The sequence below is a fragment of the Streptomyces sp. Edi4 genome, assembly GCF_040253615.1.
Taxonomy (GTDB): domain Bacteria; phylum Actinomycetota; class Actinomycetes; order Streptomycetales; family Streptomycetaceae; genus Streptomyces.
Genome location: NZ_JBEJGY010000004.1, coordinates 4,158,440 through 4,171,945 on the forward strand (window position 1 = coordinate 4,158,440; position 13,506 = coordinate 4,171,945).

General features: G+C 69.7%; 14 protein-coding genes. 5 read left to right on the plus strand and 9 right to left on the minus strand.

All coding sequences use genetic code 11. From position 1 onward, the window contains the following. Positions 1-75 precede the first annotated feature (75 nt). On the minus strand, positions 76-930 hold the full coding sequence (locus ABR738_RS20855; RefSeq protein ID WP_350231503.1) for a GNAT family N-acetyltransferase: 855 nt from the start codon (positions 928-930) through the stop codon (positions 76-78). Between the two features lie 5 nt (positions 931-935). Then, complete coding sequence (locus ABR738_RS20860) at positions 936-1,256, minus strand: hypothetical protein (protein WP_350231504.1); 321 nt, start codon at positions 1,254-1,256, stop codon at positions 936-938. A gap of 131 nt (positions 1,257-1,387) precedes the next feature. Here ABR738_RS20860 and ABR738_RS20865 point away from each other — a divergent pair, with 131 nt between their 5' ends. Further along, positions 1,388-2,032 carry an HAD family hydrolase gene (locus ABR738_RS20865; RefSeq protein WP_350231505.1) on the plus strand — a complete coding sequence of 215 codons (645 nt, stop codon included), beginning with the start codon at positions 1,388-1,390 and terminating at the stop codon, positions 2,030-2,032. Here ABR738_RS20865 and ABR738_RS20870 read toward each other — a convergent pair. The 3 genes from ABR738_RS20870 to ABR738_RS20880 all read right to left on the minus strand — a co-directional run bounded on the left by ABR738_RS20870 (position 2,029) and on the right by ABR738_RS20880 (position 4,252). Further along, positions 2,029-2,511, minus strand: coding sequence for an NUDIX domain-containing protein (locus ABR738_RS20870; RefSeq protein WP_350231506.1), 483 nt, complete (start codon positions 2,509-2,511; stop codon positions 2,029-2,031). The genes ABR738_RS20865 and ABR738_RS20870 overlap by 4 nt on opposite strands. A 102-nt stretch (positions 2,512-2,613) precedes the next feature. Then, positions 2,614-3,750 carry a cystathionine gamma-lyase gene (locus ABR738_RS20875; RefSeq protein WP_350231507.1) on the minus strand — a complete coding sequence of 379 codons (1,137 nt, stop codon included), beginning with the start codon at positions 3,748-3,750 and terminating at the stop codon, positions 2,614-2,616. 121 nt (positions 3,751-3,871) lie between these two features. Further along, positions 3,872-4,252, minus strand: a complete 381-nt coding sequence (locus tag ABR738_RS20880; protein ID WP_350231508.1) for a phage holin family protein — start codon at positions 4,250-4,252, stop codon at positions 3,872-3,874. A 50-nt stretch (positions 4,253-4,302) separates the two neighbouring features. Between ABR738_RS20880 and ABR738_RS20885 the strand changes: the two genes are divergently transcribed. From ABR738_RS20885 to ABR738_RS20895, 3 genes are all read left to right on the plus strand, one after another. Continuing rightward, on the plus strand, positions 4,303-4,620 hold the full coding sequence (locus tag ABR738_RS20885) for a cupin domain-containing protein (RefSeq protein ID WP_350231509.1): 318 nt from the start codon (positions 4,303-4,305) through the stop codon (positions 4,618-4,620). 160 nt (positions 4,621-4,780) lie between these two features. After that, positions 4,781-5,002 (plus strand): DUF5326 family protein, encoded by a 222-nt coding sequence (locus tag ABR738_RS20890; RefSeq protein WP_350231510.1) that lies wholly within the window; start codon positions 4,781-4,783, stop codon positions 5,000-5,002. Positions 5,003-5,745: 743 nt separating this feature from the next. Further along, complete coding sequence (locus ABR738_RS20895) at positions 5,746-6,180, plus strand: SsgA family sporulation/cell division regulator (RefSeq protein WP_350234668.1); 435 nt, start codon at positions 5,746-5,748, stop codon at positions 6,178-6,180. Between the two features lie 4 nt (positions 6,181-6,184). Here the strand turns inward: ABR738_RS20895 and ABR738_RS20900 are convergent, their stop codons facing one another. Next, on the minus strand, positions 6,185-7,555 hold the full coding sequence (locus ABR738_RS20900; RefSeq protein ID WP_350231511.1) for a YibE/F family protein: 1,371 nt from the start codon (positions 7,553-7,555) through the stop codon (positions 6,185-6,187). Positions 7,556-7,753: 198 nt separating this feature from the next. Here ABR738_RS20900 and thiC point away from each other — a divergent pair, with 198 nt between their 5' ends. Continuing rightward, positions 7,754-9,532, plus strand: a complete 1,779-nt coding sequence (gene thiC, locus ABR738_RS20905) for a phosphomethylpyrimidine synthase ThiC (RefSeq protein ID WP_350231512.1) — start codon at positions 7,754-7,756, stop codon at positions 9,530-9,532. A gap of 106 nt (positions 9,533-9,638) precedes the next feature. Here thiC and ABR738_RS20910 read toward each other — a convergent pair whose 3' ends face one another. The 3 genes from ABR738_RS20910 to ABR738_RS20920 form a co-directional block, all read right to left on the minus strand. Continuing rightward, entirely contained in the window at positions 9,639-10,478 is an 840-nt protein-coding gene (locus tag ABR738_RS20910) for a hypothetical protein (RefSeq protein ID WP_350231513.1), read from the minus strand. Positions 10,479-10,662: 184 nt separating this feature from the next. Then, complete coding sequence (locus ABR738_RS20915) at positions 10,663-12,033, minus strand: metallophosphoesterase (protein ID WP_350231514.1); 1,371 nt, start codon at positions 12,031-12,033, stop codon at positions 10,663-10,665. 259 nt (positions 12,034-12,292) lie between these two features. Continuing rightward, positions 12,293-13,444: a LacI family DNA-binding transcriptional regulator gene (locus ABR738_RS20920; protein ID WP_350231515.1), complete on the minus strand. Its 1,152-nt coding sequence runs from the start codon at positions 13,442-13,444 to the stop codon at positions 12,293-12,295. Between the last annotated feature and the right edge of the window lie 62 nt (positions 13,445-13,506).

Consider the following 13,506-nt stretch of genomic DNA (forward strand, 5'->3'; position numbering starts at 1 on the left):
GTGCCCCTCGGGTCACGGCACATGAGGATGCGCAGGCCCGTCAGGGAGGGGAGCCGCAGGTGCCTGCCCTGCCCGCTAGCCCGCCGCCACCGTCAGGGGAGCGAAGCGGCGGGTCCAGTCGCCGGGGAGCTCCGGGACACCGTACGTCATCACCGCGTTGAAACCGACCGGCTCAAGGCCGGATGCCTTGAGCCAGCTCAGCAGCTCCTCATGGCGTACGTCCACATCCGTGCGCAGCGGGCGGTCCGTGCCCGCCGCGAGCGAGGCCACCAGAGCCTTCGCCGTCTCCGTGTCACGGGCGATCAACGGACCCACCACGTGGGTGTGCATGTTGGGCCAGGCGGCCGCGAAACCAGTCAGTCCAGAGGCGTCTTCGGCGACCCGCAGCTGATCGCTGAAGGCCGGCAGGCGGGCGATCATGTGCGTGCGGTCCTCGCCGAACACCTCGGCGTCGAGCCGGAGGATCGCGGGCAGGTCGTCGGCGGTCGCGGGACGGGTCGCCACCGTCGGCGCAGGGCCGGACGGCTGGAAGTTGCCCCTGACCATCTCCGCGCGGCCGATCGCATTGAAGCCCAGCGCCTCGTACAGCGGGCGTCCCTGCACTGTGGCGTGCAAGGTCAAAGGAGTGCCCGCCAGCTCGCGCAGCACCTCCTTCATGAGGCGGCGTCCGACGCCTTGCCGAGCGAAGCGCTCGGCCACCAGGACCATCCCGATGGCCGCGAGTCCTGGGCCGTACGAGGTGACGGCGCACGCGGTGAGCAGGCCCTTGCCGTCAGGGGCGTCGATTCCGTACCCGGCCCCTGCCGTGAGGAGGAGCCCCCATTTGTGCTCCTCGCGCGGCCAGCCCCGGTCTTCGGAGAGGTCGGCGCAGGCCGTGAGGTCTTCCAGGGTGAGACGGCGCAGGGGGAGCTCGCTGAGCGGTGAGGGCATGAGGGTCAGATTGTCCGACGCACCGGCGCGACGTCCACCTTTTTCTGACTGTCGGCACGGTACTTCCGGCCACGCGCCGTCGCTCCCCACGACTTGAGCACCGAAATCGCCGTCATGAAGAAGTACGCGAAGGAGGACACGACCGGGGCGGCCACCAGGCTGGTGTCGGGGACGCCGGCGGTGACGGCGTTGTTGATCTCCAGGCGGAGCAAGAAGGCGGACAGGCCGAGCCCGAGCAGGCCGACGGCCAGGCCCAGCCAGCATGCCGAGGCGGCGACATGGACCACCAGGCAGACCCGGCGCACCCGCCGACGGAGATGTTTCACGTGAAACGGCGGGCGGCGCGTGAGGCTGCGTGTGGTTCATCGTGGTTGTTTCACGTGAAACAGGATGGCGCCGAGCGACTGGTCAGGGCGTCCGGCCGGGGGAGTAACCCGACCTACTAGCCTCGGCGTACATGGCGAGACTTCACCTCTTCGATCTCGACGGCACGCTCATCCGGGGCTCCGCCGCGCCCATCGAGATATCCCGGCAGCTTGGACTCCTCCATGAGATCGGAGAGCTGGAGCGGGAGCTGGTCACCGGGATGATCGGACCGCCCGAGTACGGGGTGCGTGTGCACGCCCTGTGGTCAGGGCTCACCGATGTGCAGGTGACGAGCGCCTTCGAGAACGCCCCATGGCTCACCGGGATCCAGGACGTCTGGCGGGAGATCCGGGAACGCGGCGACTACTGCGCCGTCATTTCGCTCTCCCCGTCCTTCTTCGTGGAGCGGCTGCTCGGCTGGGGCGCCCACGCCACGCACGGTTCACTCTTCCCGGACGTGCCCTTCACGCGGCCCGTGGACCCGGCCGGCATCCTCAGCCCGGCGGCCAAGGTCACCGTCATGAAGCGGCTGTGTGCCCAGTTCGGAGTGGACCCCGCAAGCTGTGTGGCGTACGGGGACTCCATGTCCGACGTGGATCTCTTCGCCGCAGTGCCCGTGTCGGTCGCGGTGAACGCCGACCACCATCTCGCCGGGCTCGCCACCCATACGTACACGGGCGACGACCTGCGGGAGGCCTACGCGCTGGTCCGGAGAGAGCTCGAGAGCGGGAGCTAGCCCAGGTCGGGTGCGTGCATGGCCCGCACTCCCTCAATGTTGCCGTCCAGATAGTGCCTGAGCGACAGCGGCACGAGGTGTACGGAGGCGATCCCCACCCGGGTGAACGGGATCCGGACGATCTCGTACTCCCCGCAGGGGTCCTCGATCTCGGGGCCGTGGCGCAACGAAGGGTCCATGGAGTCGAGGTGGCAGACGAAGAAGTGCTGGACCTTCACTCCCGTCGAGCCCCCGTCGGCGCCGATGTGCTCGACGGTGTCGACGAAGCAGGGCACCACATCGGTGATCTTGGCGCCCAGCTCCTCGTGCACCTCGCGGTGAAGGGCCTCGACGACGGTGGAGTCCTCGGGCTCGACCCCGCCGCCGGGCGTGAGCCAGTAGGGATCCATGCCGGGCTTGGTGCGCTTGATCAGAATCAGGTCGTCGCCGTCGAGCAGAACGGCTCGTGCGGTGCGCTTGACCACTGGACGTACGGTCATGGGAGGAATGTGGCCCGAAGGGGCCCCGGCGAAACTCTCCCGGCGTGCCCCGCCGCGAAGCGGGTAAGCGCAGGCGGCGCCCGACGAGCGGAAAGCGCTCCCTCAGCGGAAGCCGCCGCAGGCCGAACCTGCCTCGTCCAGCGCGCGCTCCACGTCGGCGATCAGATCCGGTGCGTCCTCCGCGCCGACGGAGAACCGGATGAACCCCTCCCCCACCGCGTCACCACCCCAGCGGCCGCGCCGTTCGGCGGTGGAGCGCACGCTGCCGAAGCTGGTGGCGTCGTCGACCAGGCGCAGTGCCTCCAGGAAGCGTTCGGCGAAGGCGCGGTCGGGAAGGTCGAAGGACACCACGCAGCCGAAGCGCCGCATCTGCGCCGAGGCCAGCCGGTGGGCGGGGTCCGACGGCAGGCCCGGGTAGCGCAGGTGCGTGACCTCGTCGCGCCCGGCCAGCGCCTGGGCGAGGGCCAGGGCGTTCTCGGCCTGCCGGTCGGCCCGCAGGTGAAGGGTCGCCAGCGAGCGGTGGGCCAGCCACGCCTCCATCGGCCCTGGGATCGCCCCGACGACCTTGCGCCACTTGCGTACACGCGCGGCGAGCTCCGGGGCGCGGCACACCACATAGCCGAGCAGAAGATCGCCGTGCCCGGTCAGCCCCTTCGTGCCGCTGGCGACCGCGAAGTCCGCGCCGAGGCCGAGGGGGCGCTGCCCGAGCGGAGTGGCCAGGGTGTTGTCGACTGCCACCAGGGAGCCGGCCTCATGCGCCGCCCGCGCGAGGCGGCGTACGTCGCACACGTCGAGACCCGGATTGGACGGTGTCTCGATCCACAGCAGCTTCGCGCCGGCCAGGTGGGCCAGTTGAGCGTCGCCCGCAGTCGGTGCCGTGCGCACCTCGATGCCGTAGGCCTCCAGTTGCTCACGGATCAGGGCCAGGGCCTGGTAGCCGTCCTCGGGCAGGACCACCGTGTCGCCGGAGCGCGCCTGGGAGAGCAGGACGGCCGACACCGCCGCCATCCCGGACGCGAAGACGATTGCCTCCGCGCTCTCGTCGGGCGACTCGAGTTCGGCGATGGCCCGCTCCAGATGGGTCCACGTCGGGTTGGTGTCACGGCCGTAGGTGTACGGCCCGGACGCCTCGCCGGGCAGGTGGAAGTGGGCGGCGAACACCGGGCCCGGAAGGGTGGGCTCGTAGGCGACCGGGTCGGGAAGACCGGCGCGAACGGACCGCGTGCCGTCACCTGTCATGCCACACACTCCCTCTGGAACCGCCGTGCCGTGTGGGACGTTCCACCATCGTGCTCGCCGAGCACCGTCACGGTACGCGCCGACGGTCGGCGCGCGCACCGAGACGAATGGGGGGTACCGCTCAGTCCTTGTCGTCGGGAAGGGCGAGGTGCAGCGCCCACGAGACGATCGAGATGATCAGGGCGCCGAGCAGTGCGGTCCAGAAGCCCTCGACGTGGAAGCTGAGATGCAGTTTGTCGGCCAGCCACGACGTCAGGAGCAGCATCAACGCGTTGATCACCAGGGTGATCAGGCCGAGGGTGAGGATGAACAACGGGAAGGACAGCAGCTTCACCACCGGCTTGACGACGAAGTTCACCACGCCGAAGACCAGCGCGACCAGAATCAGCGTCAAGGCCTTCTTCCCGGTGTTGTCGCCGGTCAGGGTGATGTTCTTCATCAGCCAGACGGCCACTGCCAGCGCGCCCGCGTTGGCGATCGTTTTGACTACAAAATTCTTCATGGGCCCGATCGTGGCAGACACGATCGGCACGAGTGCAGGGGCGGACGGCGATGAAAGATTTCCGGCTCGACGAGTTGGAGGCGGAACGGGCCGCCAACGACGGTGCGTATCTGCAGTTCCTGCGGGAGCGGAACATGTCGGCGGGGCTGTACGCGCTCGATGCCGGCGCACACGACTCGCAGTCCCCGCATGCCCAGGACGAGATCTACTTCGTGGCCAGCGGCCGCGCCTCGATCACCGTGGGCCTGGAGACGACGCAGGTCTCGCGCGGCAGCGTGGTCTATGTGCCCGCCGGAGTGGCCCACAAGTTCCACCACATCACCGAGGATCTGAGGGTTCTGGTCGTCTTCTCTCCGCCGGAGAGCTGAGGGTCGCCCCTGACTCTCCCTAAGGGTCCGGTCAGGGGAGTTCAAGGGCTGCGACCGCCCCGCTGGGTACCCGGTCGCCCCTAGCATCGAGAGTGTCGAAGGCACGGAATGCGTGAACTGGCAGAAAACTGACAGAAACTAACAGAAAGAGGTAAGGACGATGGCCGCACGGGAGATATTCGCGGGGATGCCCTGGTGGGTGAAGTGGGTCGCCGTGCCCGTCATCGCCCTGGTCGTGTTCGGCGGCCTGATCGCGAGCGTGGTCGGCTTCCTGTTCGGACTGCTCTTCAAGGTCCTGGTCTTCGTGGCTCTGGTGGGTGGTCTGATCTACGTGGTGCGCAGGTTCCTGTCCTCCTCGTCCTCCTCGCGCGGCGGCTGGTAGCGGAACCCGGGCGGAACTGAAGTTCCGCCCGGCGTCCCATGCGGGCGGGCGTGGCGCCCGGCAGCACGCCTGAAGGTGAGCTGTGGTGCGGCGGCCGAGCGGCCGGCCCACCACGGCGCGCCGCGGAAGGCGCAGCAAGATCACTGACTCTCTGGACCGTTGGCGGGATTCCCTCGGGGGTGCCCGTCTACATCGCTGTCCACCGCGAGGGTGAGATCGCGATCGCCGGGTTGCCGACACTCCCACCGCGCCCGCCGTCGAGGAGTGAACCCACTTCCCGGCGACCGGGCACGCCCAAGCGTTCGGGCAGCGCCTACGCGGCCGGCCCGACGACCAGGCCCGCGAGGACCACCTCGACCGGCCCCGATCGAAGCGATCAAGCCCTGCACCATATGGAATCGCCAGGCCCCTGACGGAACCCGTCGCGATCACGCAGCGTAAGAGTCTCCTCGTCGAACGCCTGGAGCACGCCCTCAGCGCCGTATGCGCCGCGATCCCCCTGACGACAGGTTCCGGCGCCGAGACCTTGGCCTTTTCCGTCCCCTTCACCAGGCGGAACGGCCCCTGCCTGTCGTCGAACGCCTGCGCGGTGAGGGGGGCGCGCCGCACCGTTCGCTCATGTTCTCTATCGGTATCTGAAAACTCACTCCTTGTGATCTGCCGACGCGTACAGCACGATGGCGTCACCAAGGCCCTGAGGGTTCATTCCTGGCCGATTTCAGCCAAAAGCGGGGTACATGACGATGCATGAGTCGGTTCAGGCAGAAGTGATGATGAAGTTCCTCGTCTCCGAGGAGCTTGCCTTCCGGATCCCGGTGGAGCTGACGTACGAGGCGACGGACCCCTATGCCGTGCGCATGACCTTCCATCTCCCCGGAGACGCGCCTGTCACCTGGACCTTCGGGCGGGAACTGCTGCTCGACGGGATCAACGAACCGGCCGGGGACGGCGACGTACGGATCGAGCCCAGCGAGCCCGATGAGCTGTGCGATGTCCACATCAAGCTCCAAGTGGGCGCCGACCGCGCCCTCTTCCGGGCCGGCGTCGCGCCCCTGGTGGCCTTCCTGGACCGTACCGACAAGCTCGTACCCCTGGGACAGGAGTGGGCGCTCGGGGAGTTCGACGGCCACCTGGAGGACGCGCTCGGGCGCATCCTGGCGGAGGAGAACGCGGGCTGACCCCCTACTTCCTGCGGCGATGACCGCCCGCGCCGCGTCTCACGGCCGGCCGGGGCGACGCGCGGCCGCCGGGGGCGGGCCGGTCCGCGGAGACGACCAGCGCGGCCAGCGCGGTGGTCAGCGGCACCGAAGCGACCAGCCCGATCGACCCGACGAGCGTGCGGACGACTTCCTCGGCCACCAGCTCGCTGTTGGCCACCGTGCCCACGCTGCTCTGCGCGATCGAGAACAGCAGCAACAGGGGCAGCGCGGCGCCCGCGTAGGCGAGCACCAGGGTGTTGACCACTGAGGCGATGTGGTCGCGGCCGATCCGGATGCCCGCCCGGTACAGGCCGCGCGGGCCCATCGTCGGATTCGCCTCGTGCAGCTCCCACACCGCCGAGGTCTGGGTGACCGTCACATCGTCCAGCACGCCGAGCGAGCCGATGATGACGCCCGCGAGCAGCAGGCCGGACATGTCTATACCCGGGTAAAGGCCATGGATGAGGCCGGTGTTGTCGTCGGTGTTGCCGGTGAGCGCGGCCCAGCCGATGAAGAGCGAGCCGAGCAGCCCGATGAGCATCAGCGAGACGAGGGTGCCGAGTACGGCGACCGAGGTGCGCGCGGACAGGCCGTGGCACATGTAGAGCGCGATCAGCATGATGGCGCTCGCCCCGACCACCGCCACAAGCAGCGGATTGGAACCCTGCAACACCGCCGGAAGGATGAAAAAGGTCAGCACGGCGAACGAGACCACCAGGGCGATCAGCGCCATCACCCCGCGCAGCCGGCCGACGACCACGACCGCGAGCGCGAAGATCCCCCCGAGCAGCGCCATCGGGAGGCGCCGGTTCACATCGGTCACCGAGTACTGGAGGTCGTGGGGGGCGTCGGGGGCGTACGAGACGATCACGCTTTGACCGGCGTGCAGTTGGCGCGGCGAGTCGGGCTGGACGATCTCGGTGAAGGTGCGGCCCTTCTCCTTGCCGGAGGTGACCTCGACGGTGGCCTTGCCGCACGGTTGGCGCGGGGCGTTCCTCGCCTGCCCGCTCTCGGCGGTGGAGGTGTCACCGTTCGACGGGGCCTGACCCGCGTGGACCGACGCGCAGTCCACTTTGTCCACCGTGAGGACCTTGGCCTGCTGGGTCTGGCGGTCGAAGCCGACCCCGGTGCGCTGGTGCGGTGGGGCGCCACCGGGCCAGAGCACCACGAGCCCCACAAGTACCGCTGCGGAGAAGGGGATCAGGACGGCGGCGATGACCTTGCGAAGGTGCTTGGAGACGGGTGCCGCGGGCCCGTGGCCGTGTGAGTGGCCGTGCGTGTGGCCGTGCGTGTGGCCGTGTCCTTGGCCGGGTCCGCCGGGGGGATGCGGAGGGTGCGGTTCTGGTGGGGTCACCGCCCGATCATCGCAAGAACGGAGGGGGCCCTCTGTTCAGCGCGCCAGTGCGGGCGCTAGCGTGGTGACACCTTTGCACACGCGGGAGCTCGGAGCACCGGGCTGAGAGGGCGCTGAAAGCCGTACGAACCGTACGGAAGAGGCTGCGCCGACCGCCGAACCTGTTACCGGGTAATGCCGGCGTAGGGAGTAGGTCTCATGACCGTTCAGGACGCACGCACGCCTGCCTCCAGCACTGAGGAAAGCGGGAAGTCCATCGGCTGGCACAAGGGGTACATCGAGGGGTCGCGCCCCGACCTCAAGGTGCCGGTCCGCCAGGTGCACCTCACCAACGGCAAGGCCGTGACGCTGTACGACACGTCCGGTCCGTACACCGATCCGGGCGTCGAGACCGACGTCCGCCGAGGCCTCGCCCCGCTCCGGGAGAACTGGATCATCGGGCGTGGCGACACCGAGGAGTACGCGGGGCGCCCGGTCCGTCCCGAGGACGACGGCATCAAGCACACCTCGCCGCGCGGGGGCCTGAAGAACCTCGACGCGGTCTTCCCCGGGCGTCCGCGCCAGCCCCGTCGCGGCCGTGGCGGCCAGGCCGTTAGCCAGCTCGCATACGCCCGGCGCGGCGAGATCACCCCGGAGATGGAGTACGTCGCGATCCGCGAGAACGTCTCCCCCGAGGTCGTACGCGAGGAGATCGCGGCGGGCCGTGCCGTGCTGCCCGCGAACATCAACCACCCCGAGATCGAGCCGATGATCATCGGCAAGCGGTTCCTGGTGAAAGTCAACGCCAACATCGGGAACTCCGCGGTCACCTCCTCCATTGAGGAAGAGGTCGACAAGATGACCTGGGCCACGCAATGGGGCGCGGACACGGTCATGGACCTCTCCACGGGCCGCAACATCCACACCACTCGCGAGTGGGTGCTGCGCAACTCGCCCGTGCCCATCGGCACGGTGCCGCTGTACCAGGCGCTGGAGAAGGTCGACGGCCGTGCCGAGGACCTGACCTGGGAGATCTACAAGGACACGGTCATCGAGCAGGCCGAGCAGGGCGTCGACTACATGACGGTCCACGCGGGCGTGCTGCTGCGCTACGTTCCGCTGACCGCCCGCCGCAAGACCGGCATCGTCTCGCGCGGCGGGTCGATCATGGCGGCCTGGTGCCTGGCGCACCACAAGGAGTCGTTCCTGTACGAGAACTTCGAGGAGCTGTGCGACATCCTCGCCTCGTACGACGTGACGTACTCGCTGGGTGACGGCCTGCGGCCGGGCTCCATCGCGGACGCCAACGACGAGGCGCAGTTCGCGGAGCTCCGCACGCTCGGGGAACTCAACACGATCGCCAAGCGTCACAACGTACAGACGATGATCGAGGGCCCGGGGCACGTCCCGATGCACAAGATCAAGGAGAACATCGACCTCCAGCAGGAGATCTGCGAAGAGGCCCCGTTCTACACCCTGGGGCCGCTGACCACCGATGTGGCGCCCGCCTACGACCACATCACCTCCGGTATCGGCGCGGCGATGATCGCCTGGTGGGGCACCGCGATGCTCTGCTACGTCACGCCCAAGGAGCACCTTGGTCTGCCCAATCGTGACGACGTGAAGACCGGCGTCATCACGTACAAGATCGCCGCGCACGCGGCGGACCTGGCCAAGGGGCACCCGGGCGCCCAGGAGTGGGACGACGCGCTCTCGGACGCCCGGTTCGAGTTCCGCTGGGAGGACCAGTTCAATCTGGCCCTCGACCCGGTCACCGCCCGGGAGTTCCACGACGAGACGCTGCCCGCCGAGCCGGCCAAGACCGCGCACTTCTGCTCGATGTGCGGTCCGAAGTTCTGCTCGATGAAGATCTCGCAGGACATCAGGCGTGAGCACGGCGGCGACCTGAAGTCGCAGGAGATCGAGGCCGGGATGGCGGAGAAGTCCAAGGAGTTCGCGGACGCGGGGAACCGGGTTTATCTGCCGATCGCCGACTGAGGCGTGGGGCGTTCGCGCTGCTTGGGGGGTCCGGGCCCCCCGGAGCAGCGGCACGCTGGTCGCTCGGGGTCGGCAGGCCCCCGGAATGCCTGCTCCCCGGTCCCGGTCAGTCCGGCTGGTGTTCCGGGCCGCCGAAGTCAGGGCTGGTGAAGTCGGGGCTGGTGAAGCTGGGGTGGCTGGCGGGGGAGGCGCCCTCGTCGGGGCTGCCGAAGCCGGGGCGGTCGTAGCCGAGGGACGGGATCCGGCCGTTCGGGCGGCGGGGCGCCGGGGCGCCGGGGTCGACGCTCGGGTCGGCGAGCGCGTCCCGCAGGAACGGGTAGATCCCGCGTTCCAGGAGGGCGTGCCGCCAGGCCTCGCGGGCGCGGGAGAGTTCCTGGGTGCGCTCGTCGGGCGCGTCCGCCTCGCTCGCCTCGTCGACCGCCACCACCTGCGTCGCGCCGTTGCGCACCGCGGTGATCAGCAGCCCGACGGCGGCGGCGAGGATCGCCGCGGCGGTCAGCGCGCCGAAGAACCAGCCGGCCGTCAGCATGGTGTCCGCGAAGGCCGGGACCGGGTTGAGCATCTTCAGGATGTAGCCGACCAGCAGGAATATCACCGCGGCCGTTCCGGCGAGCACCGGGGCCAGCACGGTGACGACGGCGCCGACGCCCGCGCCCGAGGGTTCGAGTGAGGTGCCGTCGGAGGTCACAAGGGCGGTGTCCGGCGTGGTGCCCGGGGGCCGCAGCGCCGCGCGCGCCTCGACATAGTTCTCGTACTCGGGCGCGGCGCGCTCGGTGATGAAGGATCCGGCCGCGAGCACCATGGTGCGCAGCTGCACCGCGTTCAGACGCTCGCCGATGCTGGACAGCTCGGGCCGTTCGTGCGCGGTGCGCAGCGCCTCGTCGAGGATCCGCTCGAACTCCTGGCGGTCCTCGGGAAGCAGGTGCGGAGCGCTGTTCATGTGCATCCCCCGATGCTCCGTAGGGCCGGGAAGCCCGCCTGGTGCACGGGCAGTTGGGCGGAAACGGAGGAGAGCCTGCTGCGGATAACCCGATGGTAGAGCCGCTACGGCATGAGGTGACAGGGTGTTTCCGGAAATGGCATACCCGGCGCTTTGCGGAACGCCTTCCCGGTCACCCCTGCGTCATGCCTCAGTCACCCAGCGGGAGTTGCTGGACCAGCAGCTTTCCGGCCATGGTCACGCCGCCGTCCATCGCGAGGGCGAGTCCGTCGGCGTACAGGTGCGGACCCTCGACCACCGGGCGCGAGTCCTCTTCGCCGTCCTCGGTGCCGACCTCGCCCAGCAGATACGGGATCGGGCTGTGGCCGTGCACCACGCGCCGGCCGCCATAGGCCGCGAGCAGCTCACGCGCGGCCTGGGGGCCGGCGCCGTCGCGGAACGCGAACCGCTTGGTGAGCTTGCGGAACAGGTCCCAGCACTCGTCGGCGTCGTTACGGGTCAAGATCGCGTGGACGGTGTCGTTGACCGCCTCGATGGAGTCGCCGTACTCCAGATAGGCGGTCGTGTCGGAGTGCATGAGCAGGTGGTCGTCCTCCTGCTCGATCGCGTCGAGACGGGACATCCACTGAAGGTGGACGTCCTGGAGCCGGTCCATGTCGGCCTTCTGGCCGCCGTTGAGCAACCACGCGGCCTGGAAGGTGGCCGTGCCCGCGCCGGAGTTGACCGGGGTGTCGGCGAACCGTTTGGCGCCGATGAGCAGCAGCTCGTGGTTGCCCATGAGGGCCTTGCAGTAACCGCCGGCGGCCGCGGCCTCGGCCGAGAGCCGCATGACCAGGTCGATGACGCCGATGCCGTCGGGGCCCCGGTCGGTGAAGTCACCGAGGAACCACAGGCGCGCGGTGCCGGCGGCCCAGCTGCCCGACTCGTCGATGAGACCCTGCTCGCGCAGGGCGGCCATGAGTTCGTCCAGGTAGCCGTGGACGTCGCCGACGACGTACAGCGGGCCGGGTCCGCTGGGCGCCGACGCGGGGGCGGGCTCGGCCAGCGGCACCTGGAGGGTGTCCCCCCGAGTGATCACCGGCAGGTCGCGTGCGGTCGGCGTGTAGCCCTCGGGCGCCTCGTCACCGCAAGAGGTGGCCGTGCCGGGCGCCGGCGGAGGCGTGAGGGGCGCGGAGGCCTGTGGGTGGGCTGCCGGGGGCTCCTGCTGGAACTCCGGAGCCGCCGACTCGTGGTTCGCTTCCGGGGCCACCGGCCCGAAGTGGGGCTCGGAGGCCATCAGCTGGTCGCGCGCTTCCGGATCCGCCGCACCCTGCTGAAAACCCGGACCCGCCGCGCCCCGCTGGAAACCCGCACCGGCCGGCTCGTGGCGTGCTTCCGGGGCGGCCGGCCCCTGGGGGAACTCCGGGGCCGCCCGCTCCGCACGGAGCTCCGGCGTCATCGGCTCCGGAAGCGCGGGCGGTTCCTCCGGTGGTGGCACGGGGGCCTGTTGCGCGTACGGCGGCACCCGGAAGTCACGCAACGTCTCCGTCCGCACGGGTCCCTGACCGGCCCCCTGAGTCATCGACCCCTCCACCACCGTCGCGCCGCCGTACACCGTGGGAGCCGCCAGGTCGGGCGGGGATCCGTGGTGTCGTGCGCCCATCATAGGAATGCGCCTCATGCTGTGTGACGCACCAGGGGTGGTCAATCCGGGTGCGAGCGGGGTTCGCGGGTGGTTATGCCCTTAATGTGGCGGTCCGAGACAGGCTGATTCCTGCCGTTCCCAGGACTGCTGATGCCGCGCCGTCCGGCCGGGGGTCGGCACCCGGCCGGACGGCCGGTCAGTTCTGTCCGGGTTGACCCGACTGGCCCTGCTGGCCGGGCTGGCCCTTCGCCGGGGAGCGGGGCGGGCTGACCGTGGTGCGCGGCGGACGGCGCTGGGAGGAGGTCCGCACGATCAGTTCGGTCGGTATCACCTGCTCGATCGGATGACCGTTGTCGATTCCTTCGATCGCGTCGATCAGGAGCTGGACGACGGCCGTGCCGATGCGCCTGGGCTTGAGCGAGAGGGTGGTGATGGGCGGTTCGGTGCTGGCGTACACGGTGGATTCGCTGCAGCACACGAGGAGCAGGTCCTCCGGTACGCGCAGGCCGTAGCGCCGTGCGGCCGCGAGCAGGTCGGTGCCGTTGGGGTCGAAGAGTCCGTAGACGGCGTCCGGCCGGTCCGGGCGGGCGAGCAGCCGGTCGGCTGCGACGGCGCCCGCACAGGGGTCGTGGGCCGGATAGGACTCGTACACCGGATCCTGGCCGACCCGTCCGCACCAGGTCAGATAGGCCTCGGTGGACAACCGGGTGTAGGTGTCGGTGGTGGTGCCGGTGAGGAGACCGATGCGGCGGGCGCCGGCGGCGGCGAGGTGGTCGAGCAGGTCGAGTACGGCGGCCTCGTGGTCGTTGTCCACCCAGGCCGTGACGGGCAGGGTGCCCGCCGGGCGGCCGTCGGAGACGACGGGAAGGCCCTGGCGTACGAGTTCGGTGACCACGGGGTCCTGGTCGGAGGGGTCGATGACGACGGTGCCGTCGAGGGCGACGTTCGACCAGACGTCCGCCGGGCTGCGGCGTGAGGTGGCGGGAAGGATGACGAGGGCGTAGCCGCGGGCCAGCGCGGCGGAGGTGGCGGCTCTCGCCATTTCGGCGAAGTAGGCGAATTCGGTGAAGGTGAAAGGTTCATCCCCGTAGGTCGTCACGGTCAGGCCGATGAGGCCGGACTTGCCGGTACGGAGCGTGCGGGCCGCTGCGGATGGGCGGTAGCCCAGCCGGTCTGCGACCTCGCGGACGTGGCGGCGGGTGGCGTCGGGGAGCCGGCCCTTGCCGTTGAGCGCGTCGGAGACGGTCGTGATGGAGACACCGGCTGCGGCGGCCACGTCCCGAATGCCCGCCCGCCCCAGCCGGCGACCGGTCGACCGGCTCACCTGGTGCTTCCCTGCTGCTGTCATGGCGAGCCGATAGTAGGGCGATGACGGGTGGTTGGCCCGGGTGCATATGCACGCGTTGACAG